The 25293-nt window shown below is 43.1% G+C and carries 25 protein-coding genes and 2 riboswitches; of the genes, 2 read left to right on the top strand and 23 right to left on the bottom strand.

Translation table 11 applies throughout. From position 1 onward, the window contains the following. Positions 1-10 precede the first annotated feature (10 nt). Positions 11-186, bottom strand: a riboswitch (Lysine riboswitch). 55 nt (positions 187-241) lie between these two features. The 21 genes from yunB to ACFPZG_RS14935 all read right to left on the bottom strand — a co-directional run bounded on the left by yunB (position 242) and on the right by ACFPZG_RS14935 (position 22578). Further along, entirely contained in the window at positions 242-1057 is an 816-nt protein-coding gene (yunB, locus tag ACFPZG_RS14835) for a sporulation protein YunB (RefSeq protein WP_283734439.1), read from the bottom strand. 51 nt (positions 1058-1108) lie between these two features. Next, the gene (locus ACFPZG_RS14840; RefSeq protein ID WP_283734438.1) at positions 1109-2515 is read right to left on the bottom strand and encodes a bifunctional metallophosphatase/5'-nucleotidase; all 1407 of its coding nucleotides are present in this window, start codon (positions 2513-2515) and stop codon (positions 1109-1111) included. A gap of 3 nt (positions 2516-2518) precedes the next feature. Then, a complete protein-coding gene (locus tag ACFPZG_RS14845) occupies positions 2519-3343 on the bottom strand; it encodes a sulfite exporter TauE/SafE family protein (RefSeq protein WP_283734437.1) in 825 nt (274 codons plus the stop codon). Between the two features lie 2 nt (positions 3344-3345). After that, positions 3346-4206, bottom strand: coding sequence for a DUF72 domain-containing protein (locus ACFPZG_RS14850; RefSeq protein WP_317940830.1), 861 nt, complete (start codon positions 4204-4206; stop codon positions 3346-3348). A 383-nt stretch (positions 4207-4589) separates the two neighbouring features. Next, a complete protein-coding gene (locus ACFPZG_RS14855; RefSeq protein WP_283734436.1) occupies positions 4590-5639 on the bottom strand; it encodes a 2,3-butanediol dehydrogenase in 1050 nt (349 codons plus the stop codon). A 231-nt stretch (positions 5640-5870) separates the two neighbouring features. Further along, positions 5871-7268, bottom strand: coding sequence for a Fe-S cluster assembly protein SufB (sufB, locus tag ACFPZG_RS14860; protein WP_283734608.1), 1398 nt, complete (start codon positions 7266-7268; stop codon positions 5871-5873). Positions 7269-7341: 73 nt separating this feature from the next. Next, positions 7342-7782, bottom strand: coding sequence for a Fe-S cluster assembly sulfur transfer protein SufU (sufU, locus tag ACFPZG_RS14865; protein WP_283734435.1), 441 nt, complete (start codon positions 7780-7782; stop codon positions 7342-7344). Beyond that, positions 7782-9002 (bottom strand): cysteine desulfurase, encoded by a 1221-nt coding sequence (locus ACFPZG_RS14870; protein WP_283734434.1) that lies wholly within the window; start codon positions 9000-9002, stop codon positions 7782-7784. Before ACFPZG_RS14870 ends, sufU begins: the two co-directional genes overlap by 1 nt. Continuing rightward, positions 9002-10306, bottom strand: a complete 1305-nt coding sequence (sufD, locus tag ACFPZG_RS14875) for a Fe-S cluster assembly protein SufD (RefSeq protein ID WP_317940829.1) — start codon at positions 10304-10306, stop codon at positions 9002-9004. The genes ACFPZG_RS14870 and sufD overlap by 1 nt, the downstream gene beginning before the upstream one ends. Before the next feature lie 18 nt (positions 10307-10324). Further along, positions 10325-11104, bottom strand: coding sequence for a Fe-S cluster assembly ATPase SufC (gene sufC / locus ACFPZG_RS14880; protein ID WP_381427775.1), 780 nt, complete (start codon positions 11102-11104; stop codon positions 10325-10327). Between the two features lie 257 nt (positions 11105-11361). Continuing rightward, on the bottom strand, positions 11362-12549 hold the full coding sequence (locus tag ACFPZG_RS14885; RefSeq protein ID WP_317940828.1) for a dicarboxylate/amino acid:cation symporter: 1188 nt from the start codon (positions 12547-12549) through the stop codon (positions 11362-11364). Between the two features lie 146 nt (positions 12550-12695). Continuing rightward, positions 12696-13511 (bottom strand): MetQ/NlpA family ABC transporter substrate-binding protein, encoded by an 816-nt coding sequence (locus ACFPZG_RS14890; RefSeq protein ID WP_283734433.1) that lies wholly within the window; start codon positions 13509-13511, stop codon positions 12696-12698. 55 nt (positions 13512-13566) lie between these two features. After that, positions 13567-14235: a methionine ABC transporter permease gene (locus tag ACFPZG_RS14895; RefSeq protein ID WP_283734432.1), complete on the bottom strand. Its 669-nt coding sequence runs from the start codon at positions 14233-14235 to the stop codon at positions 13567-13569. Continuing rightward, positions 14228-15241 carry a methionine ABC transporter ATP-binding protein gene (locus tag ACFPZG_RS14900; RefSeq protein ID WP_283734431.1) on the bottom strand — a complete coding sequence of 338 codons (1014 nt, stop codon included), beginning with the start codon at positions 15239-15241 and terminating at the stop codon, positions 14228-14230. The genes ACFPZG_RS14895 and ACFPZG_RS14900 overlap by 8 nt, the downstream gene beginning before the upstream one ends. 96 nt (positions 15242-15337) lie before the next feature. After that, positions 15338-15442, bottom strand: a riboswitch (SAM riboswitch). A gap of 55 nt (positions 15443-15497) precedes the next feature. Continuing rightward, positions 15498-15797: a thioredoxin family protein gene (locus ACFPZG_RS14905; RefSeq protein ID WP_283734606.1), complete on the bottom strand. Its 300-nt coding sequence runs from the start codon at positions 15795-15797 to the stop codon at positions 15498-15500. Between the two features lie 19 nt (positions 15798-15816). Next, the gene (locus tag ACFPZG_RS14910; RefSeq protein ID WP_283734430.1) at positions 15817-16158 is read right to left on the bottom strand and encodes a toprim domain-containing protein; all 342 of its coding nucleotides are present in this window, start codon (positions 16156-16158) and stop codon (positions 15817-15819) included. Between the two features lie 87 nt (positions 16159-16245). Then, complete coding sequence (gene gcvH / locus ACFPZG_RS14915; RefSeq protein ID WP_283734429.1) at positions 16246-16629, bottom strand: glycine cleavage system protein GcvH; 384 nt, start codon at positions 16627-16629, stop codon at positions 16246-16248. Positions 16630-16713: 84 nt separating this feature from the next. After that, positions 16714-17076, bottom strand: coding sequence for an arsenate reductase family protein (locus ACFPZG_RS14920; protein WP_283734428.1), 363 nt, complete (start codon positions 17074-17076; stop codon positions 16714-16716). A gap of 74 nt (positions 17077-17150) precedes the next feature. Then, the gene (locus tag ACFPZG_RS14925) at positions 17151-18938 is read right to left on the bottom strand and encodes an acyl-CoA dehydrogenase family protein (protein WP_317940827.1); all 1788 of its coding nucleotides are present in this window, start codon (positions 18936-18938) and stop codon (positions 17151-17153) included. Between the two features lie 36 nt (positions 18939-18974). After that, on the bottom strand, positions 18975-20150 hold the full coding sequence (locus ACFPZG_RS14930; RefSeq protein WP_283734427.1) for an acetyl-CoA C-acetyltransferase: 1176 nt from the start codon (positions 20148-20150) through the stop codon (positions 18975-18977). A 43-nt stretch (positions 20151-20193) separates the two neighbouring features. Then, complete coding sequence (locus tag ACFPZG_RS14935; RefSeq protein WP_283734426.1) at positions 20194-22578, bottom strand: 3-hydroxyacyl-CoA dehydrogenase/enoyl-CoA hydratase family protein; 2385 nt, start codon at positions 22576-22578, stop codon at positions 20194-20196. A 256-nt stretch (positions 22579-22834) separates the two neighbouring features. Here ACFPZG_RS14935 and ACFPZG_RS14940 point away from each other — a divergent pair, with 256 nt between their 5' ends. Further along, on the top strand, positions 22835-23152 hold the full coding sequence (locus ACFPZG_RS14940) for a thioredoxin family protein (protein ID WP_283734425.1): 318 nt from the start codon (positions 22835-22837) through the stop codon (positions 23150-23152). A 143-nt stretch (positions 23153-23295) separates the two neighbouring features. After that, complete coding sequence (locus ACFPZG_RS14945; protein WP_283734424.1) at positions 23296-23814, top strand: C39 family peptidase; 519 nt, start codon at positions 23296-23298, stop codon at positions 23812-23814. On the opposite strand, the gene ACFPZG_RS14950 is transcribed toward ACFPZG_RS14945, so the two are convergent. Together ACFPZG_RS14950 and ACFPZG_RS14955 are read right to left on the bottom strand one after the other, a co-directional pair. Next, on the bottom strand, positions 23811-24716 hold the full coding sequence (locus tag ACFPZG_RS14950) for a 5'-3' exonuclease (protein ID WP_381427784.1): 906 nt from the start codon (positions 24714-24716) through the stop codon (positions 23811-23813). The genes ACFPZG_RS14945 and ACFPZG_RS14950 overlap by 4 nt on opposite strands. A gap of 141 nt (positions 24717-24857) precedes the next feature. After that, positions 24858-25256 (bottom strand): NUDIX hydrolase, encoded by a 399-nt coding sequence (locus tag ACFPZG_RS14955; RefSeq protein ID WP_283734423.1) that lies wholly within the window; start codon positions 25254-25256, stop codon positions 24858-24860. Between the last annotated feature and the right edge of the window lie 37 nt (positions 25257-25293).

Genomic DNA, 25293 nt, shown 5'->3' on the forward strand with positions numbered 1-25293 from the left:
TATCTAACGTACGATCTGTAGCTCATCATGCAATTTCGCATGACAGTGCCATTCCTATTCGAAATGACCCCAGCAGAAGTGGATCGGCAATCCAGTTTCTACTTCGGCAAAACTTCCTTTCACGGGCGGTCATTGATGCCAATCTAACGTCCGTTACTAATAAGTCTTGCAGCCTCTACCCAATCGGTGTTCCTCTTGTTTTACAAGCTTAACAGCTTGACGAGATCTTTTCAAGGACTTTTTATTGGCCTCCTCCCTTACCTGGGAAAGGAATCTCTATTTGTGGGGGATTTCCGCTTCCACCGTTATAGATTTGCGGGATAGGACTTTGAAGCAATCCGATTGCCACTGGAATCCTTTGCTGCACTACAGTTCTTTGAGTAGCCAATGGGACTATGATTTGGACATTTACCGTTACTAATACATTCACTTCGACGATTGCGTTATTAATGCCAAATTCTGTAACTAATGTCTCTACATCTGTCTGAACCTCTCCAATGACATGAAACTTGATCGGAATTTTTGGTCCGAAGTTTCCAAGCATTGGCATATCCAATGCCTGACCTAACGGAACAAAGAATACTACTCCACCATCTTTCTCCATCTTATCGGGGTCGTATTCGATATCTTCACTGAGTGGCAGCATTTCCAAATTTCCGTTTTCCGCCATTTCTAAATGGGACTCGATTAACCCTTGTATTTCGGCCATTGTTCTTCTGATGATTTCGGTATTCAATGTATTCGTCACCATTCCAGAAGATTCAGTTGGAACATTTTGTATGATTTCATTCGTATCATAGATAACTGTTGAACGTGATTTGATAGCCTGTGTTATGACATGTGCAGCTATTCTTTCAGTTTGAGTTTCCGCATATAAAGTATAAATCGGAGTGAGCTTTGAATTGACGTAGTAAACAAAGAGGACGATAGTGAGTACAATTGCCGGCAAAATAATCGGAAACCATCTGCGTTTCCGCCGTGGACCACCACGATGTTGTGGAGTTCGGTGACGATTTCTCCTATAGTATTTGTGAGGCGCTTGCCCATAAAATCTCAAAACGACCCCTCCTACATGATATTATGCAGTTTAGGGGCCGTTCATGCTTGACTAAGATTCATTTTGATGGTCCGTCATGCTCAATTTATCTGACGCTTTCTGCTTTCCATACCAGCTTACAAGATCTCGGATCAACTCTGGCATATAATATTCCTTTTCTGCTTGTTGCAATGACGGAAAGAAGAAACCAAACGTGAACATATCAAGGGTTGCAAGCTTGTATGTTTCGCCGGAGACTACTTGCCTATTGCCAGCAAAGAGTTCACCTTCGTTGTTTTTGTATAATCTTTCAAAAATCATCTTCCCCATAAGAGTACCTCGGAAACCAAGGCCCTTAATTTCCATCTTTGGCCAATCTGCGTTTTGGGCAAGGTTGTAAATCTCAAGTACTTCACTTCCGTCAAGTGTGATTACACACGGATTGATCGGATGGGGTAGCATTGAATGCAACTTGCGCTTCGTCACCCATCCCTTTTCAAGGCTACTTAAAAAAATACCCGCATTGAACATGGCGCAATCCGCATCCGTATATTCAATCATTGCTCTGCCAAAAAATGATGAAAGGGAGCTTGCTTTGAGTAACTGCTGTTTTAGAGGTTCGGCATTGTAAAACACCTTTTCCTCCATCGCCTCGTTTCCAGCATTGATCAACGCATTGACGTCTTTTATATCCTCTTGTCGTCGCTCCATCTTATTGACATGAATGACTTCTGCCTTTTTTCCAATGACGCATTTAGATTCGTCCAAGGATATTGTAATATGGCCTACATATTCCGCAAATTTTCCAGTTGCCGCGAGTAGCGTTTCATTCACAAGCTCGCCTTCCATAAATAAATGATGGGTGTGCGCCCCTAATATGATATCAATTTGTTCGCACTCTTCAGCTAACAATCTATCCTCATATACCCCTAAATGGGATAAGCAGATGATGACATCCGTTTCATCTTGGATTTGATGTACAATCTTCCGAACTGATTGTCTGGGCTCATCAATCTGCCAGCCAAGGCGCCGATAGAATTCCGAATACATCGCTGTAGCACCTATAACTCCAATTCGGATACCTTTTTCAGTTTCATAAATATGATAAGGCTCCAACCATTTTGGAGTCGAACCATCCGTTTCCTTCAAATTGCATAGGATTACGTCAAAATCCGCGCCTTCATAAAGATTGGTTAATGCCTTTTTTGACATCGTAATCCCTTCATTGTTACCAATTGTCACTGCATCGTATCCCGCATGGTTCAATAAAGCAATATTCCCTTTGCCAATCGTTCCTTCCGTGAAAGGATGGGAACGGTCAACATGGTCACCAATATCAAATAGATAATAAGCTTCATTCTCCGCTTCATGCTTTTCCCTCGCAGACCGGAGAAATCTACTAATTTGAGGCCAACTATCGAAATGGCTGTGGACATCATTCGTATGATAAATATGAATTGTCTCCAAAGAGTTTTGCATTGTTTATCCCCAAATTCCTTCAATAATCGATCTTATTCCGAATAACAATAGCATGATCCTTAAAACGAGAACTAATGTATCTGAATTCATCTTCTTATTTAACTTCGTTCCAATCATTCCGCCGATATAAGCGCCCGGTATGACCGGAAGAGCATAGAGCCAAGGGACATGCCCTAAGGAAATATGGGTGGCGGAGTTCGCGATCGCTGATAGGAATACGATGAACATTGACGTCCCCACTGCAACATGTGGCGGGAATAAAAACAATAGAATCAGTGCAGGTACAATCATCGTTCCTCCACCAATGCCGAATAGGCCAGAAGCGAAACCGATGATAAATGTTAGGATTAGGGCAAACCAGATTGGATACCCATACACATGAGAATCTCCATTCTTATCGATAAACGTAATCGGTTTGCCGTGTTCTACAAACCATTTGATCGGTTTCAAATATTTACGGGATAGCAACAGGATGGAAAGGACTATAAGCAAAATGCCGAAGTATAGATTAAATGATTGCAAATTAATTCCTTTATTCACAAACGCCCCGATTATTAAACCTGGTATAGAACCAGCGAAAAAGATCCATCCCGTCCGGAAGTCGACCGTCTTCCCTTTCATATGCGAAAGGGTTGAAGAAAGGCCGTTGAATATCATCATAATAACCGAGATCCCGACTACGCTTTGCGGAGTGATGCCTGGAATCCAACCAAGGTTAATACCAACTAATAATGTCAACGGAACGAGAATCGTACCGCCCCCAAGCCCGACAATCGAACCCATTATGCCCGATATCGCACCAATAATAGCCAACAATACATACGCCATACTTATTCCTCCTCAAAAAAGTCAAGCTGCTTAGGTGTAAGTGCTTGGAAATCAATGCCCATCATTTTTTGAAAACGTTTGGCGTTCTCAGCTGCATGGCCACCAGAATTATTATTGAAGACGACAAATACATTCTTCGCTTCATTCTTTAATTTATTGACTGCCTGACGGATTTCATCCAATTCACTATCTGAATAATTATAGAGATACCGGACTTTGCGCCAAGCCTCATTATCTCCTGTCGTGTTGCGCCAGCCATTTACATTTCTTCCATGCAGGCGGATAAGCACTTTATCGTTGCGAGTTGTTTCTGCAACAAGAGGAATACTGCCAATTCCTGATTGCGGCTCATCACAAACGGAATGAATGAAATTAAGCTCTTTAAGAAAGTCAAGCGTCTTTTCCTGCATGGATGGCACGTACCATGATTGATGGCGGAACTCGATTGCCACGTCGTACCCTTCCAATTGGGTTCGAATGTATCTGATTTGGTTTACATTTTCTCTTATGCAATCAAACCAAGGTGGAAATTGTACGAGAATCATAGCAAGCTTTTTAGAAGCCCTCATCGGATTGATGGAAAGCTTGAACTGCTTGAACATTTCTTCAGGATTGGCGTATGGCAGTCTTCCCCGTTGATGCCCCGTCATCCCTTGATACGCTTTTACGATGAATTGAAAGTCATCGGGAGTTTCATCAATCCATTTACGGATATTACGCTCGGGTTGAATGGCGTAAAAAGATGCGTCTAACTCAACGATTGGAAAATGGGAGCTATAATCAATCAGTTTTTCACTTTTCTTGGAGGTCGGCGAGTAAACGTCCGGATGGTCGCCCCATCCTGTTAAACCGACTTGTATCATATAATCCCTCTTTTCCTTTCGCAGATGAATATTTTCATCATATCATATGTCTTAGGCGCGAATCTGCCATTTTGCATCATGGTTTTGTAGAGGGGGAATGCTTTGAGCGTGTGGGGGGTTTACTTGAGCGCGGGGCACGCCTTCTTGGGCGCGGGGCATGCTTTCTTGGGCGCGGGGCACGAGTTCTTGGGCGCGGGCCATGCTTTCTTAGGCGCGGGGCATGCTTTCTTGGGCGCGGGGCACGAGTTCTTGGGCGCGGGCCATGCTTTCTTAGGCGCGGGGCACGAGTTCTTGGGCGCGGGGCATGCTTTCTTGGGCGCGGGACATACTACTTTGATCAAACAAAAAGGCAGCCAAAGTTGGCTGCCTCATAATGGAGAGTATTACATTTCTCCGCTTAATTTCACTAAAATCTTTGCTTGCGTTTTATCATTCGTCAGAGCTTCGAAGCCTTTATCAACGATATCTTCCAACTCAATTTCAGAAGTGATAACGCCATGTGGATTCAACTGCCCTGTACCGATTAAGTCAACTGTTTGTTGAAATGTAGTTGGCGTATAAGCAATGGTTGATGTCACTTTAACACCCGTGTTCGTCAACTGCATTGGATTCCATTCAATCGGACGAGCAAAGATCGATACGATCACCATTGTACCGCGAGCACGTGTTGCGTCGATTGCTTGTTTGAATGTCGGTGCAACACCGGCAACTTCGAAGGACACATCCACGCCATCAGGTACAACGTCTTTAATAGCTTGTACAGGATCAACTTGTCCTGAATTGAAAACATGTGTTGCGCCAAGTTCTTTAGCTTTTTGCAAGCGGTCTTCAGATAGATCGAATGCGAAGATCTTACTTGCACCCGCTGCTTTAGCCGCAATAATTGTCAACAATCCAATCGGGCCAGCACCAAATACTGCTACTGTATCCCCGAATTGCATATTACCTTCTTTAACTGCTTGTACAGCTACTGCCGTAGGTTCAACTAATGCACCATCTTGCAACGTCATTCCTTCTGGCAATTTATAAATAAAGCTTTCACCTGCGTTTACATATGTAGCAAAACCACCGTCTGACCCTAAACCGATAAATTGGAAGCCATCATATGCATCCACATCTTCATGTTTATTACCAAATGTGTACATTGGGTTTACAGCAACACGATCTCCTACTTTGACCGAAGTTACGTCTTTCCCTACCTTTTCGACAACACCAGCAAATTCATGCCCCATTGTGAGGGGTGCTTGTTGTCCTGTTAATTGATGAGGTTCATTAACCGGAATAAACACCGGGCCCTCTTGATATTCATGTAAATCTGAACCACAAATACCTGCCCATGCTACGCGCACTGTCACCTCATTGTCTTGCAAGGGTTTCAGTTCACGTTCTTCCACACGGATATCTTTCTCGCCATACCATACTGCTGCTTTCATACTTCATACCTCCTATTTTTTGGTGAAAAATCTACTGCGATGTTTCTAAAATAGAAATTGAAGAACCGAATTAAAATATCTTTAATTCAAGATAATTATATCAATTAATCTATAACAATACAAAGAATATGATTTTAGGAAAGTAGTCTATTTTATGGAAGCTATTATGAAATTTTAACAGTATGTAAATAAAAAAACCGCCTGCAATGAGGCGGTTTGATTGTTTCTTTATTATCCGATAGAACCTTCCATTTCGAACTTGATAAGGCGGTTCATCTCTACTGCGTATTCCATTGGCAATTCTTTTGTGAATGGCTCGATGAAGCCCATGACGATCATTTCAGTAGCTTCAAGCTCAGGAATTCCACGGCTCATCAAGTAGAAGAGCTGCTCTTCCGATACTTTCGAAACTTTCGCTTCGTGCTCGAGTGAAATGTTATCATTCAGGATTTCGTTGTATGGGATTGTGTCAGATGTCGACAATTTATCCATGATCAGCGTGTCACACTCGATGTTTGCACGTGCACCATCTGCGCGGCGGCCGAAGTGAACGATACCACGGTATGTTACTTTACCACCATGTTGAGAGATTGACTTCGAAACAATTGTTGATGAAGTATTCGGTGCCAAGTGCATCATTTTCGCACCAGCGTCCTGATGTTGTCCTTTACCAGCAAGCGCGATGGACAATGTCATTCCACGTGCGCCTTCGCCTTTAAGGATACAAGCCGGATATTTCATCGTCAATTTCGAACCGATGTTACCGTCAATCCATTCCATTGTAGCATTCGCTTCACAAACCGCACGTTTCGTAACAAGGTTATAGACGTTGTTTGCCCAGTTTTGAATCGTAGTGTAACGGCAGTAAGCATCTTTTTTGATGATGATTTCAACGACTGCACTATGAAGGGAGTTCGTCGTGTAAACTGGTGCTGTACATCCCTCAACATAGTGAACGCTTGCGCCTTCGTCAACAACGATTAGCGTACGTTCGAATTGACCCATGTTTTCCGAGTTGATACGGAAGTAAGCTTGAAGCGGTGTGTCCAATTTGACGCCAGGTGGTACATAGATGAATGAACCTCCAGACCAAACTGCAGAGTTCAACGCAGCAAACTTATTGTCTGTATTCGGAATGACAGTTCCCCAATACTTTTTGAACAGCTCCTCGTTTTCACGTAATGCTGAGTCTGTATCTTTAAAGACGATTCCCATGTCTGTGAGTTCTTCTTTCATGTTGTGGTAAACAACTTCGGATTCGTACTGTGCAGAAACACCAGCGAGATATTTTTGCTCAGCTTCAGGAATACCCAATTTGTCAAAAGTGCGCTTGATTTCTTCAGGCACTTCATCCCACGAACGCTCTGTCGCTTCGGAAGGTTTTACGTAATATGTGATCTCATCGAAGTTCAATGAACCTAAATCTCCGCCCCATTGAGGCATCGGTTTGCTGTAGAAGATTTCAAGGGATTTTAGACGGTAGTCCAACATCCATTGAGGCTCTTCTTTCATGTTCGAGATTTCTTCAACAATTTCACGTGTCAAACCACGTTCCGAACGGAAAACAGATACGTCCTTATCATGGAAACCATATTTGTAATCACCAATTTCAGGCATTTTTTTAGCCATCATTATTCCTCCGTTCTTACATTTGTCTTACCCGGCCAAATCGCTTTGCATTAACCGACAATCGATTTCAGAATCATTGTTCGGATTCTTCCGTGACCCCTTTTTCCATTGCCTTCCATGCGAGCGTTGCACATTTGATGCGTGCAGGGAATTTAGCGACACCAGAAAGTGCCTCGATATCGCCAAGATCCATCGAATCATCGATTTCTTTCCCGAGCATCATATTTGAAAACAGTTGTGCATACTTTTTCGCCGTGTCCAGGTCTTTGTTCTTGACGATCTGCGTCATCATCGAAGCGGATGCCATCGAAATAGAACATCCTTCCCCTTCAAACTTCGCATCGCGTACAATGCCATCCTCCACTTTTAGTGTCAAATGGATGACATCCCCGCACGTCGGGTTATTCATGTCGATTGTGACATTGTTTTCTTCCAGTACACCTTTGTTCCGTGGATTCTTGTAATGATCCATGATGACTGAGCGGTATAGCTGATCTAATTTATTAGTTGACATTACTCAAAATACTCCTTTGCAATGCGGAGTCCTTCTACGAGACGGTCTACGTCTTCTTCTGTGTTATAAACATAGAAGCTTGCTCGGGCCGTTGCAGAACATTCAAGTCGTTTCATCAAAGGCTGTGCGCAATGATGTCCGGCGCGAACTGCAATTCCATTCATATCAAGAACCGTAGCCACATCATGAGGATGGACATTGCCAAGATTGAATGTAACGATTCCTGCACGTGCTCCGGGATCTTTAGGACCATATATTGTTAGTCCTTCGATTGCCGACATTTTTTCCATTGCAATTGCTGCAAGTTCGTGTTCATGCCGTTCAATCTGATCCAAGCCGATCTCTTCTAAAAAGTCGATGGCGGCTCCGAGACCAATAGCACCAGCTATAATCGGAGTGCCTCCTTCGAATTTCCACGGAAGTTCTTTCCACGTAGATTCGTAAAGGCCTACGAAGTCGATCATTTCTCCACCGAATTCAACAGGCTCCATTTTATTCAACAACTCTTTTTTACCATATAGGACACCGATTCCAGTTGGCCCACACATTTTATGGCCGGAAAAAGCGAGGAAGTCACAATTCAATTCTTGAACGTCAAGCTTCAAATGAGGTGCAGCTTGCGCACCATCGACAACCATGACTGCACCATGCGCATGAGCAATCTCCGTAATTTCCTTAATCGGATTCATTGTGCCAAGCACATTGGATACGTACATGATTGAGACGATTTTCGTGCGATCAGTGACTGCTTCACGCACTTTATCAAGTGAAATAGTGCCGTCCTCTTCAAGATCGACATATTTCAAAACTGCGCCTTTTTCCTTTGCCAATTGCTGCCACGGGATGATATTGGAATGGTGTTCCATATGTGTGATGACGATTTCGTCACCTTCGCCAACATTCGCGCGTCCATAGCTTTGGGCAACCATATTGAGGGCAGTTGTTGTGCCTCGCATGAAAATGATTTCCTGCGTCGATTTCGCATTGATGAATTTACGGACCTTTTCACGAGCCCCTTCATAATGATCTGTCGCTCGGTTGCCTAATGTATGAACACCGCGATGGACGTTAGCGTTATCCCATTTGTAATAGTCATTGAGAGCATCAATGACTTGCTGCGGCTTCTGAGAAGTCGCAGCACTATCTAAATAAACGAGCGGGTGCCCGTTGATTTCCTGGTCAAGTATCGGGAAATGTTTGCGGATGTCTTTGCTGAGCATTAGCGCACTTTCCTTTCAATTACCTCCGTCAATTGCTTCTTAACACCTTCGATTGGCAATTTGCTTACTACTGGTGCAAGGAAACCATGGATGACGAGGCGTTCAGCTTCTTGTTGTGAAATTCCTCGGCTCATCAGGTAGAACAATTGAAGAGGATCTACACGGCCAACTGATGCCGCGTGTCCTGCTGTAACATCATCCTCGTCGATCAAGAGGATTGGGTTCGCGTCTCCGCGAGCTTTTTCACTAAGCATCAAGATACGAGATTCTTGAACGGCGTTCGATCTTGTAGCGCCTTTAGCAATTCTGCCGATACCATTGAAAATTGAAGAAGCTGCTTCTTTCATGACGCCATGCTTTAGAATGAATCCATCTGTATCAAGTCCCCAGTGGACGATTTCAGATGTGAAGTTCTGTTTCTGGTTGCCTCGGCCTACAACAACTGTTTTCAAGTCGCTTGAAGAACCGTTTCCGACAAGATGAGTGATGTTTTCTGAAATTGTATCACTGTCATTCATCAAGCCCAATGCCCATTCAATGCGGCTGTTCGGCCCAGTGATGCCTCGGCGGTTTACGTAAGTCGTAACCCCTTTAGCAAGAACGTCCACAGCACCATAGATGACTTTCGCATTGTCCTCCGTAAATACTTCAGCGATGATGTTTGCTTGTCCAACAGCTTCGTCAACAGTAGACAGGTAGTTTTCCACGTATGTAACAGAGCTGTTAGCATCTGCAACGATGATAACGTGGTTGAAAAGTGATGCTTGTGCATCGTCATGCAAGAATAGAACTTGTAGGGGTTCTTCTACAACTACATTTTTCGGAACGTAGACGAATACACCGCCGTTCATCAATGCTGCGTGTAGTGCAGTAAGTCTATGTTCATCAACCTTAACGCCGTCCGACATGTAGTATTTCTTCAATAGGTCAGCGTGGTCGCGAGTAGCCGTGAAAATATCTGTTAATACAACACCTTTTGCTTTCAATTCATCTGAAAGTGAAATGAATGCCGGTGTATTATTATGTTGAACATAAATGTTCTTTTGGTCATCACCGACAAGTTCTTTCGCTTCATCCGGCAGTTCCGATAATGAAGAGAAAGTTGAACTTTCCACTGCATGTACAGGGAACTCAATGAAATTCCATTTGTCGATCTTTGTTTTATCTGGTTTTGGCATAGGAAGCTGTTCCACTTTCGCTAACGCATTCGTGCGGAATTCTGCCATCCAATCGGCTTCATTCATGTTTGCGGAGAAAGAGCGGACGTCCTGTTCGGTCAATGCCATTTTTGTTTCAACCGTCATTTTGAATCGTCCCCTTTCTTAAGCTTCTTGTCCAACTGTTTCGTCTTCGATTCCAAGTTCTTCTTTAATCCAGTCATAACCGCTCTCTTCAAGTTGTTTAGCAAGCTCAGCTCCGCCTGATTTAACAACTTTACCTTGCATCATTACATGTACAAAGTCCGGTGTGATGTAGTTTAGAAGACGTTGGTAGTGAGTGATGATTAGGCAACCGAAGCCTTCACCGCGCATTTCATTGATTCCCTTTGAAACAACTTTCAATGCATCGATATCAAGACCGGAGTCGATTTCATCAAGTACTGCAAATTTTGGTTTCAACATCATCAGTTGAAGGATTTCATTACGCTTCTTCTCTCCGCCTGAGAACCCTTCGTTCAAATAACGTGTTGCCATATCTTGATCCATTTCAAGGACTTCCATTTTGTTGTCCAATTCACGGATGAATTTCATTAATGAGATTTCGTCGCCCTCTTCACGTCGAGCATTGACTGCTGAACGCATGAAGTCAGCGTTTGTTACACCTGTGATTTCACTTGGGTATTGCATCGCAAGGAAAAGGCCTGCCTTCGCACGCTCATCAACTTCCATTTCAAGAACATCTTCGCCGTCAAGCGTAACAGATCCAGAAGTGACTTCGTATTTAGGGTGACCCATGATTGCGGATGCGAGAGTTGATTTACCTGTTCCGTTAGGACCCATAATCGCGTGAATTTCACCTGTATTAATAGTTAAATTGACGCCTTTCAATATTTCCTTACCTTCAATTTCTACGTGAAGGTCTTTGATTTCCAAAGTTGCCATTCCAATACCTCCAATATGATAAAGATGAACGGTTTTTTCCATTCTCTAATTAGTATCATTCTAATTTTAGCTCATTCAGGGCAACCTTGCAAATAATTAAGAACGATTATCATTTATATAGGGGTTCAACCTATTACCTACTGTTCTTATTGAATAGAAAATGAATCTTCTATTTTCAATTATATCCAATTCATTGAGAATCAAATACGCACTCTTAATTGAAAATGCCGCCACATAAGGTGACGGCATTTCATTTATCATTTTTCCGTTTTTGGCGTGAATCGGTCTACAATCATTGCCAATGCCCCGTCACCTGTGACGTTTGTAGCCGTTCCGAAACTATCTTGCGCCATATACAAAGCAATCATTAAAGCTACCATTGACTCGTCAAATCCAAGCATTGTGCTAAGAAGTCCGACCGCGGCCATGACGGCACCCCCTGGAACTCCTGGTGCTGCAATCATCGTGACTCCAAGCATAAGGATGAACGGGAAATAGCTGGACAAGCTGATATCCATGCCATTCATGAGCATAACACCGATGGAACATGAGACTAGTGTGATCGTACTCCCAGAAAGATGTATAGTTGCAAATAGTGGAACCGTGAAATCAGTAACGCGTTCAGACGCTCCTGTCTTTTTCGCCTGTCTTAATGTGACCGGAATCGTAGCTGCAGAAGATTGCGTTCCGATGGCCGTCATATAGGCTGGTGCCATTGTTTTCATCAGCATGAAAGGATTTTTCTTTGTAAGAGAACCCGCCACTGTATATTGAATAGTCAACATAAGCAAATGCAAGGCGATGATCATGATGAAAACAACTGAGAATACGGAAAGAACCTTCGCAACTTCTCCACTGTATGTCATATTGAGGAATATACCGAAAATGTGAAACGGCAATAATGGAATGATGACGAACGAAATTACTTTTTCAATTAATACATGGAGTTCTTCAAAGAATGAGAGCATCGATTTGCTGTTGATGGAGGCCATTCCTATTCCAAATACGAATGCTAACAACAACGCTGACATAACCCCCATCACTGGAGTCATTTCCAGATCAAAGAAAGATATCGCCTGGGCCTTTCCAACATTTTCAACGGATTTTGCCCCAAACCCGTTAATGAAATTCGGCAGAAGTGTCTTTGCTGCAAAAAACGCAAGAATTCCCGCAAAGACTGTGGAAGCATATGCAAATACTGTTGCTAATCCCAATAACTTCCCTGACCCACTTCCAAGTTTCGCGATACCAGGAGCGATGAATGCAATAATAATCAATGGAACAACAAAGTTAAGAAATCCTCCAAAAATCATATTAAACGTCGCCGCTAGACGGACAAACCAATGAGCGAAACCTTCGTGTATTGCTGGAAGCAACATTCCCAAACCTATTGCAAGCCCTATGGCTATAATGATTCGCCATATGAGTCCTATTTTTCTATTCATCCAATGTCCTCCTCAAAAACACATTTGTGTTCTAAAATAATAAAACTACTTTAACATAATAGAGAAGGAATAGGAATGTATTTTTATTAAAAAATAAAAAAAGACTGGCAGTCATCCATAGGGATTTGCCAGTCTTTGTTAGTTATTTATTTTACAGGTACGACAGAGCCGGACCATTCTTTCAACATGAACTCCTGGATTTCTTCGGACGTCAACACTTCGACGAGTGCTTTGATTGCAGGATTGTTTTCATCACCAGAACGAACCGTAATGACGTTTACGTAGGGTGAATCCGTTTTTTCAATAGCAATTGAATCTTCAAGAGGGTTCAAGCCCGCATCGATTGCATAGTTAGAGTTGATCAAAACAGCATCGCCTTCATTATTATTGTAAAGAGTTGGAAGTAATGCTGCTTCGTAATCCGGCTCAAACAGTAGGTTTTTCGGATTGTCCACAATATCTGTAAGTTCCGCTTTCACTTTATCAACACCCTCAGCAAGTGTGATCAAGCCATTTTCCTCAAGCATTTCAAGCACACGACCATGATCCGAAACTGAGTTGCTCATAAGGATCGTCGCACCGTCCGGCAATTCAGCTAATGATTTATATTTCTTCGAATAAACACCCATCGGTTCGATATGGATTTCTCCCGCATTGACAAAGTCGTAGCCGAAATCAGCCATTTGACTGTCCAAGTAAGGGATGGTTTGGAAATAGTTCGCATCCAATAGACCCGATTCCAAGTCCTTGTTCGGCAATATATATTCCTGATATGTTTCGATTTCCAAGTCGAAGCCTTTTTCTTTTAATAACGGCTTCACTTTTTCCAAAATAACGGCATGTGGTGTATTGGAAGCGCCGACGACGATTTTCGTCTTCACCTTTTCTTTATCTTTCGCTCCGCATGCTGCCAGAGCGAGCACGAGAACCGTTAATAATAATGCGGATAATATCTTTTTCATTATTCTTCTCTCCATTCTTAGATGTTTTTTATAATTATCAGGCCAAGCCCGCAAATTAACGTTTGTCCAATTTCTTCACGGCGAAGTCGCCAATTATTTGGATGATAAATACGATAATCAAAATAATAACTGTTGCAACAATCATCACATCAGTGCGGCTTCGCTGGAACCCTTCGTAATATGCGAGATTTCCGAGCCCGCCTGCGCCGATAACTCCAGCCATCGCCGTATATCCGACAAGCGCAATCGCAGTTACCGTAATTCCGGATATGAGGGCAGGCATCGATTCGGGAAGCAATACTTTGAAGATAATCGTGCTTGTTTTTGCACCCATCGATCTTGCAGCTTCGATAACGCCCCTATCAATTTCACGCAAGCCAATCATGACCATTCGCGCATAAAACGGTGCAGCCCCGATAACAAGTGCCGGGATGGCCGCTTCCGGACCGCGCATCGTCCCAACGAAAAGTGTTGTGAATGGAATCAGTAGAATGATCAAAATGATGAAAGGAATCGATCGGAAAATATTGACGAACGCTCCCGTGATGCCATACACCAATTTATTTTTCCAAAGCTGGCCAGGGCTCGATAAGAATAGAAGTACGCCAAGTAAGAGCCCGAATATGAACGTATATAAAGTGGAGATTCCGGTCATATATAACGTTTCAACTGTTGCCTCCCACATTTTATCCCAGTTAACGTGTTGAAATAAATTTTCATTCATTGGTGATCACCTCTGTCTGCACACCTAATTCATGGAGATAGGCAATCGCCATATCAACATCCTTTTCATTACCTAAAAGCTGTAAAATAAGCGTGCCATAAGCGCCGCCTTTAGTCTGGGATATATTCCCTTGTACGATATTCACGTCAATGTCGAATTTCCGAATCAAGCTTGCCAACACAGGATGCTCTGTCTTCTCTCCGACAAATGCAAGTTTGATGAGCGTGCCTCCCGGTATATGTGCGAGTACCTGTTCAGTACCAACAGGCTCGGTCACTTGGGAAACAAACCGTTTTGTAATTGGCTCCTTCGGTGATTGGAAAACTTCAAGAACAGATCCAGTTTCAACGACATTACCTGCTTCCATGACAGCTACTCGATGGCAAATTTTCCGGATGACATGCATTTCATGTGTGATTAATACAATTGTCAATCCAAGCCGTTCATTGATGCTTGTCAATAAATCAAGGATAGAATCTGTCGTTTCGGGATCAAGTGCGGAAGTAGCTTCGTCGCAGAGAAGAACTTCAGGGTCATTTGCCAATGCTCTTGCAATGCCCACTCGTTGCTTTTGCCCACCGGATAATTCGGAAGGGTAGGCATTCTCTCTTCCCTTTAAACCGACCAAATCAATTAACTCATTCACTCTTCTTTCACGTTCAGCCTTTTTAATTCCCGCGATTTCAAGTGGGAAGGAAATGTTCTGTTTGACAGTGCGAGACCAAAGTAAATTGAAGTGCTGAAAGATCATGCTGATTTTCTTCCTTGCATTCCTTAGCTCCCGGGCATTTACGGAAGACATTTCATAACCTGCAATCTTCACCGTTCCTGAGGAAGGCTTTTCGAGTCCGTTCAGAAGTCGGATCAAAGTACTCTTTCCCGCTCCGCTATACCCGATGATGCCGAAGATTTCACCTTCCGCGATATCCAAATTCACTTTATCAACAGCGATAATAGCATTCGAGCCATTGCCGAATTGTTTATTTACACCCTGTAAATGAATCATGTTTTCACCTCTATATAATCTTAACCAAAAATAAAAGCCTTTCTGCAGACAAGCAGAAAGGCATAACGTTATATTAAAAGTAAACGTTCATCCAATCTCTCATCTATCAAAGCAAACGCTTTGCGTGACTTGGCACCATTTCACTTTCGTGACGGTTGCCGGGCTTCATAGGGCACTTCCCTCCACCTCTCTTAATAAGAGCGACGATATTCAGTTAAGTTAATAGATATATTTATAACATGGACGACTAATAGGGTCAACCTATTTGTTCAAGAAGATAGGGAACGGATTGGAATGCGTAGATTTTATGGGTCACTTTTCCATTCTCTTGAATCAATAGACAAGGTACGCTTTCTATTTCGTAATCAATGGCAAGGTCTTCTATAAAGTTCAAGTCTGCTTTGCCAATTGGCAGGTCCGGTTTCATAGCGGATATGACTTCGACCATAATGGAAGCGACCATGCAAGTTCCACACATTGGTGTATATAGATAAAACACGGATTTAGAGGATTCTTTTTTACTTTTTTCCCATTGTTCGATTGTCCAATTTTCGATAGTTGACATGTTTTCACCTTCAAAGTAAGAATTCGGGATGCACTTCAAAGTTTTCAGCGATAAGAATCGCGGCGAGAGTGCGGTAAGGGGTTGTTTCGACTTGGCGGTAGACACGTTCTGTGTAGAGATGGATTGCTTCAGGATATGCCCTTTTGAATAGTGTTCGGATTTTCTCTCCGGATTCGTCAGCGTCAAAAAAGATGTATAGGTCGCAGTCTTCATACGGCATGAGCATTTCTTCGATGCGATAGGGGCTGACTGTACCATTTGTGCAAATGATGTCTATCGGTTCTGCCAATACTCGTTGAAGTCTTTTTCGGTCTGATCCACCTTCGACTATTATGACTTTATTTGAATCCATCTCCTCACCGCCTTCTATAATAGTTTATCCACATCCCTTTAAATTATTGAATCAAAAAAAGCGCTGTATGGCCAGCGCTTTGGGAAATTACTCTCCATCAGTCATTTTTTCATAGTCTTCAGCTGACATTAACGCGTCAAGTTCTGAGTCGTTAGAAGCTTCGACTACGATCATCCAAGCGCCTTCATATGGAGATTCGTTCACCAATTCAGGGCTATCTTCTAATTCTTCGTTCACTTCAACTACTTTACCGCTAATCGGAGCATACAATTCAGAGACAGTTTTAACGGATTCAACGCTGCCGAATGGTTCGTCCGCTTTTACTTCATCTCCAACTTGTGGTAGTTCAACGAAAACGATATCGCCAAGCTCAGCTTGTGCAAAATGCGTAATACCGATACGATATTTACCGCTTTCATCTTTTACCCATTCATGTTCCTCGGAATAACGTAAATCTTTAGGTGTGCTCATCCCGTACCCCTCCATAAATATACATTTCGTTAGTTGTTTCTTTCTACTCAATTCTCACATATTTCAATGATAAAGACAAGTGAGTTATTTCGTACTCCATACATCCCCAAACTGTGCTTCATTAAAGCCTACAGTCACTTTGGAACCGTCTGTTACAATCGGTCTTTTAATGAGCATTCCATCTGTGGATAAGAGTTGAATTTTTTCATCATCTGTCATGTTGGAAAGTTTGTCCTTCAAATTCAATTCTCTATATTTCATCCCACTGACATTAAAAAACTTTTTAATGTCCAGGTCTGAATTTCCGATCATAGTTCGAAGCTCTTCTTCAGTTGGTGGATTCTCGGCAATATTAATATCTTCGAATTCCAATCCGTTGGTTTCCAACCACTTTTTTGCTTTTCTACAAGTCCCGCATTTCGGATAACCGTAATAAGTTATTGTCATATCGTAACACCTCCACATTTTCTCCAGTATAACAGAGAATCCACCCAGGGATGAAACCCCTGGGTGGGTTGGAATCATACGATATATTTTTCAGCGTCGATCAATTTGACAGATGCTTCGCGTTTCTTCGCGATGATATTGTAAGGATTTGAACGAGTCAATTTACGAAGCGCCGACAGCATCATACGTTGGTTATCCCCATCTACGGAAGCAAGAAGAGTTTCCTTTGCATCCTTTTCGATTGCTTCGAATGCCTCTTGGCAGAAAATTTCTGTATAAAGGATTTTTTGTTGTTCCTTCTCTTCGCCGTTTTTGGCAATTGCTTTTTCCGTACGCAATAGTGCGGATTCCATTGCAAAGACATTGTTTGCGATGTCAGCAATATTTACAAGAACTTCTTGTTCTTTGTCGAGGCTCGTGCCGAAACGTTGTGCTGCCATTCCAGCTGCAAGTAAGCCGATCTTCTTCGCGTTTTTCACAAGTACCTTTTCTTGTGCAAGTGCTTCGTCGCCAATTTCTTCAGGCATCATCATGAGAAGTTCTTCTTGTAGGCTTTGCGCTTTTTCAAGTAAAGGCAATTCGCCTTTCATCGCTTTTTTCAAGAAAGTTCCCGGGACGATCATGCGGTTGATTTCATTTGTTCCTTCAAAGATGCGGTTAATACGGGAATCGCGGTAAGCACGCTCAACTTCGTATTCTTGCATAAAACCGTAACCGCCATGCAATTGGACCGCTTCGTCCACAACATAGTCAAGCACTTCGGAACCGACAACTTTGTTGATGGAGCATTCGATAGCGTATTCAGCGATCGATGCCGCAACTGCTTTACCGTCTTTTTGTTGTTCAGCAGTCATTTGGCTATTGCGCTCTTCGAAATAACCGACCGTACGGTAAATCAAGCTTTCAGCCGCATAGATTTTCGATGCCATTGTCGAAAGCTTTTCTTTTGTAAGGTTGAATGAAGAGATCGGTGTTTTAAACTGTTGGCGCTGATTCGCATACGTAACCGCCAATTCAAATGCACGTTTCGAACCGCCGACTGTTCCTACGCCCAATTTGTAACGGCCGATATTCAAAATGTTGAATGCGATAATATGCCCTCTGCCGATTTCTCCAAGTAAGTTTTCAACAGGAACTTGTGCATCTTGAAGGATCAACGTACGTGTGGAGGATGATTTGATCCCCATCTTCTTCTCTTCTGCGCCGACAGAAACGCCAGGGAATTCTTTTTCAACGATGAAGGCAGTGAATTTGTCGCCATCTACTTTCGCATAGACAACGAATACATCCGCGAATCCAGCGTTCGTGATCCATTGTTTTTCGCCGTTCAATACGTAGTGAGTACCTGCTTCGTTCAATTTTGCTGTTGTTTTCGCACCAAGTGCGTCTGATCCGGATCCTGGCTCAGTCAATGCGTAAGCAGAGATTTTGTCGCCTGTGACGGAGTTCGGCAAGTACTTTTTCTTTTGTTCTTCGTTTCCGAATAGGACGATCGGGAGTGTGCCGATTCCTACGTGTGCACCGTGAGTGATGGAGAAGCCGCCCGCTACGGACATCTTTTCAGAGATCAGGGCTGAAGAAATCTTGTCGAGGCCTAAGCCGTCGTATTCTTCAGGTACGTCTGCTCCAAGAAGTCCAAGGTCTCCAGCCGATTTTAGTAGTCTGACAGAGTGTTCGAATTCATGGTTTTCGAGCTTTTCGACGACAGGGAGTACTTCGTTTTTGACGTAGTCCTCTGTTGTTTTAGAAATCATTTTTTGTTCGTCGGAGAAGTCCTCGGGTGTGAATACGCGTGATGCATCGATGTCTTCGATGAGGAATGCTCCTCCACGGATAAAATCTTTTGTTTGTAATTCAGTCATTGAAATTCCTCCTTTGATAAAATAAAATTCCTATTCTTATAGCATTTCAAATACGCCCGCCGCTCCCATTCCGCCGCCGATACACATTGTGACGACGCCGAATTGTTTGCCTTGGCGTTTTAGTTCGTTCATTAGACGAAGTGTCAATACTGAACCTGTTGCGCCTAATGGGTGGCCGAGGGCGATGGCTCCGCCGTTGACGTTTACTTTATCTATGTCGAGGCCTAAGTGACGTATGACTTGTAGGGATTGGGATGCGAATGCTTCGTTTAATTCCCAAAGGTCGATGTCGTCGATTGATAGTCCCGCAAGCTTTAATGCTTTTGGAACGGCTTCGATTGGGCCGATTCCCATTACTTCAGGTGGTACGCCGCCTACTGCGAATGAACGGAATTTGGCGATTGGCTTCAGGCCTTTTCCTTCAGCGACTTCGCGGTCCATGACGAGGACTGCTGCCGCGCCGTCGGATGTTTGGGAAGCGTTGCCCGCAGTTACGGATCCTTTCACTGAGAAAGCAGGGCGCAATTTCGCCAATACTTCCATTGATGTGCCGTGGCGGACGCCTTCGTCCATTTCGAATGTGAATGTTTTTTCCTCGTATTTTCCTTTTTCATTCACAAAACGTTTTACGACTTCGACAGGGACGATTTCGTCGACGAATTTGCCTGCTGCAATTGCGGCTGCCGCTTTTTCATGTGAGCGTACAGCGAAAGCGTCTTGGTCTTCGCGGCTTACGCCGTATTTCATCGCCACTTGTTCAGCTGTATGACCCATCCCCATGTAATATTGCGGTGCTGTTTCGGCCAATTTGAAGTTTGGTCTAATCGTGTTCCCCATCATTGGAACCATACTCATTGACTCGACCCCACCAGCAATGATTGCTTCGGAATGTCCTAACATGACCCGCTCAGCTGCATAGGCGATTGATTGAAGGCCTGATGAACAGAAGCGGTTTACCGTAATAGCGGGTGTTGTGTCTGGCAACCCAGCGAGGGCACCGATATTACGCGCGATGTTCATTCCCTGTTCCGCTTCGGGCATTGCACAACCCATTATTAAGTCATCTATTGGTCCATCATATCCATTTGCACGTTTCAAAGTTTCTTTAATCGCGAGTGCCCCTAAATCGTCCGGGCGCACGGTCGCAAGGCTTCCGCGTCCCGCTTTTCCGACCGGTGTTCTCGCACCTGCTACAATTACTGCTTCACGCATTCGACTTCCTCCTTTTTTGCTATCTATCTAAATCTGTGGCAAATCAGTTGCGCAATGGCTTCCCTTTAAGGAGCATATGCTGCATCCGCTGTTGGGATTTCGGTTCCTGTACAAGGCTTAAGAACGCTTCACGTTCAAGATCCAACATATATTGTTCATCGACAAGTGTTCCAAAAGGCACTTTCCCGCCAGATAAAACAAATGCAAGCTTTTTAGCTATTTTCAAGTCATGGTCGCTAATGTACCCGGATAGGTACATGCCTTCCGCTCCAAGGAGCATCGTTGCATAACCGGAATCACCTGTGACTGGGATTTTTGCTTTTTTAGGCGGTGTGTAGCCGCTTTCGTACAATGCAAGTGCCGCTTGTTTCGCGTCATAGATTAGATGATCTGGATTGACACTGATGCCATCTGCGAAATCGAGGAAGTTATTCTCTATCGCTTCTTCAGCGGATGTTGAAACTTTTGCCATCGCAATCGTTTCAAACACTTTATTTGCAACAAACTGGTAGTCTACTTGGACACCGTTCGGCAAACCTTTCAGATGCTTGGAATAAAGATTGACGTTTCCGCCACCCCCAGGAATGAGACCAACGCCCGCTTCAACCAAACCGATATACGTTTCCATTGACGCTTGAATATGGGCTGCAGGCAAGCAGACTTCAGCACCACCGCCAAGTGTCATTTGGAACAGTGCAGCAACAACCGGTTTACGGCTATATTTGATTTTCATCATTGAATTTTGGAAGGAACGGATAATGAAATCAAGTTCAAAGATATTATCGTCTTGTGCTTCCATCAAAATCATGCCAAGGTTTGCACCTACACAGAAGTTCTTACCTTGATTCCCGATGACGAGACCTTTGTAATTCTTCTCCACTTCGTCAATTGCAAAATTGATCATCTGGATGATATCCGGGCCGATTGCATTCGATTGGGAATGGAACTCAAGCAGCGCAATTCCATCGCCAAGATCGATAAGACTTGCGCCAGAATTTTTCTTAATGACGCCGTGCTTCTTCTTATAACGTTTCAAGTCAATCGCTTTTTCATTGACAGGCACAGACATATATCCGTCACCGTCGTAGAAATAAAGCTCTCCCTCTTCTTCTTTATAGAAAGATTCAAAACCGTTATCGAGCATGGTTTGAAGGAATGCAGGGATTGTATCCCCTTCTTCCTTCATCTTTTCAACCGATTTTGCAACGCCGATCGCATCCCAAACCTCGAACGGACCTTGCTGCCAGCCGAAGCCCCATTTCATCGCATTGTCGATCGCAACGATATCATCTGCAATTTCACCGATTAGACCTGCTGAATAGCGGAGTGTCGGTGAAAGGATGCTCCAAAGGATTTCCCCTGTACGGTCTTTTGCATAGACAAGCGTCTTCACTTTGTTCGCAAGTCCCTTTTGCTGTTTCGCCATTTCAATTGAAGGCGTTTTCATTTTTTTCGTCGGACTGTATTCGAAAGTCTTTGGATCGAGTTCAAGAATCTCTTTGCTTTCCTTCAGGTAGAATCCTTGCTTCGATTTCGCACCAAGCCATCCGTTATCGATCATTTTCTTCATGAATTCCGGAAGCTCGAATACTTTTTGTTCCTCGCCTTCCGTCTTGTCGTATGCGTTTTTAGCGACATGCATGAACGTGTCAAGTCCGACAACATCAAGTGTACGGAATGTTGCTGATTTTGGACGGCCGATCAGAGTCCCTGTTACCGAGTCGACTTCACCGATCGAGTAGCCACGTTTCTCCATTTCACGTAGTGTGACAAGTAAACCGTACGTTCCGATTCTGTTTGCAATGAAGTTCGGAGTGTCTTTTGCTACAACAACTCCCTTGCCTAATCGATTTTCACCGAATTGAAGCATGAAGTTCAGTACTTCCGCATCCGTCTTTTTCGTTGGAATCACTTCAAGCAATTTCAAATAACGCGGTGGGTTAAAGAAATGTGTACCAAGGAAGTGCTTTTGGAAATCCTCGGAACGGCCTTCCGCCATTGCTTCGATGCTGATTCCTGAAGTGTTCGAAGTAATAATTGTGCCCGGTGTACGGACCGCATCTATTTTTTCATATAACGCTTTTTTGATTTCAAGATTTTCAACGACAACTTCGATGATCCAGTCAACGTCTTTTAATCTTTCCAAGTCATCTTCAAAGTTGCCTGCTTCAATGAGCGTTAGGTTCTTTTTCGTTGTTAATGGAGCTGGCTTCTGTTTCAAAAGCTTTTCCATTGCAGTCATTGCGAATTTATTACGCACCGACTTATCATTCAACGTAAGACCTTTTGCTTCTTCCTGCTCAGTCAATTTGTTTGGAACGATATCCAACAGAAGTACAGGAATTCCGATATTCGCGAGATGGGCTGCAATACCAGATCCCATTACGCCTGAGCCTAATACTGCCGCTTTCTTAATTTGATATGACACTTTAGAAGCCTCCCTTTTCGTCTTGAATGAACACTCATTCATTTTATAGGTAAAAAAAATAGAACCTCTCTATCTATTAGTCTAAAACATTCCAGTCGTTTCTGCAATATTAAAATGTTGCGAAAATGGTTTTTTTATAGTTAATAATCTGTCCCGGGCATTTAATTACCCTAAAGTCACGATATAATTGTAAACTAAATATGTGGAATTACGAACTACACGCTAAAAATATAGCAGCAAAAGGAGTGCAATTAAATTGAAATCAATTAAGACTGTAGAGCAATTCAACGAAGTTATTAACGGAGAAGGCAAAGCACTTATCAAATTCCAGGCTGGCTGGTGTCCTGACTGCACGCGTATGGACATGTTCATTGACCCGATTGTTAAGGAATACGATATGTATACATGGTATGACGTGAATCGTGATGAATTGCCTGAAATCGCGGAGAAATATGATGTAATGGGAATTCCAAGCTTATTGATTTTCGAAAATGGCGAGAAGAAAGCTCATTTGCATAGTGCAAACGCGAAAACTCCAGATCAAGTAACGGATTTTCTTGAGACTGTAGAATAAAGAAATGCGGAAGGCGCTTGATCAGATGCGACAGGCATAAGGCGAAGATGCGGAGTGGCGTTTTTTGCCACATAGCAGCTTTGACTTATGACCCGAGCTTCTAACGCCTGTAGCTGGACAACGCCGAGTCTGGAGTGCAGCAAATGAGTTCTATTAAAGGATTTCAAGGAAAATCCCAATACGACAATGACATTGATGTACGTTTTCGCCCTTCTGCTTGTGGCCCTGTAACAGCATATACGATTCTTCGCTACCATAAAAACGAAACGACAAATGACAGTATCGATCATCTCTATCGCTTACTTGGCGGGACGAAAATTGGACTGTTCAAATGGCGGTTCGTTAGACGGTTGCGCAAGTTGCTTGGTCCTGAGTGGATTGTTGTAGATTGTGGTATCGAGGGGCTCAAGAAAGAAATTGACGAAGGTCGCCCAGTCGCAGCCAAATTCGATAAATGGTTTTCATTCCATTGGTTCGGCAAATTTGTTTTCGATTATCACTGGGTGCCTGTCATCGGTTTTAAGGAAACTGCAAATGGCATCATGCTGATTGTCCATGATAATGGTGGGCGGAATCGGGATAGTCGGGTTCGTGAGATTGCCTATGAATCGCATAAAGACATTCTTTCGTTTGTAAAAATAGAGAAAACCACTGTCGCTTAGACAGTGGTTTTTGTTTGTTCAGGAAAAAGTGAATTCAGTTGTCGAAGGATCATTGAATAGCCATGTTGTTCCAACTCCTCTCTTAATTCAGAAGAAGAGAAATCAGGCAAATTCAGTGCTTCTATCGGATCCTCGAAGTCTAATTCGCAATGGATTTGGGCTAATTTTTTCGAAAGGTGAAGCATTTCGAGATCGGCTTCAATCTTTTTCCTCATACCTGGTGCGAGTTCATGTAAGGATTCAACGACTTTTTCGACAGTCTCGTACTCTTTGATCAGCTTTAAGGCTGTTTTAGGACCGATGCCTTTTACGCCCGGATACCCATCACTCGCATCCCCTGTAAATGCTTTTATCTCGACGAAGCGATGTGGAGGAATTTCATATTCTTCGATAAAACGCTGTTCATCATAAATATCATAAACATTATAGCCTTTTTTCATGAATGCAATCTTCACACCAGGCCGGAGCAGTTGTAGCAGATCCTTATCACCTGTAACGATAGTGATATCCGCCTTCCCTTCCCACTCGCAAACAAGCGAACCGATCAGATCATCCGCTTCCATCCCTTTTATTCCATAATTCTTCCAACCAATCAATTCGGATAAATCACGCGTCATATCGAACTGTGGCAGAAGTTCCGGCGCCGGTTCAGGACGGTTCGCTTTATACCCATCGAATAAGTCATTTCTAAATGTATGTGCACTCATATCCCAACAAACCGCAATATGCGTTGGGTTGAAAATAGAAGCGGCCGTCAATGCATGACGTCCAAATCCTTGCACGCCATTCGTCGGAACACCATCCGCGTTCGGGAAGAAATGTCCCATTGCGGAAGTCGCGAAGAACGATCTGAATAAAACGGCCATGCCATCGATGAGCAATATATGTGGCTTATTGTCCAATATTTTGTCCTCCCTCTCGTTATCTCTTATATCCACGTGCATTCCAATAATCTAATCATATCAAAATTCATGTGTGGAATGAACAGATACTCTTGGATTTGTTGAATGAGAAGTATTTCCATAGTAATAGTTGAATACCAGTTAAACAAAACTCTTCAATTGTTCTACTAAAAACTCTAAATCCTCAGGATAGACGTGGTGAATAGTTTTTATTTCTGATAATGACTTCCAATCAGCTTCGACAATAATTTCATCAGGATCATTAATTCCACTGCTTTCACCGATCTTTTCCACCCTAAAATAATATGTCTTTACCTTTATATCTTTAATGGTTGTTTCTTTAACTCTTAATTGTTCGATGACTTTCACGTCATATCCTGTTTCTTCTTTAACTTCTCGAACGCAACATTCCTCTGGACTCTCGCCTTCTTCAATACCACCAGAAGGTATTGCCCATCCCTCTGACTCGAAACTTTTGACCATTAGTATTTCCTTGTGTTCATTGATACAAATACCAGCTGATCCTGACCAGCTTTTCATTCTTATACTCCCCCATCTGAAACTTTTATTCAACTAA

The sequence above is a fragment of the Sporosarcina thermotolerans genome (genome assembly GCF_042658975.1).
GTDB classification, from domain to species: domain Bacteria; phylum Bacillota; class Bacilli; order Bacillales_A; family Planococcaceae; genus Sporosarcina; species Sporosarcina thermotolerans.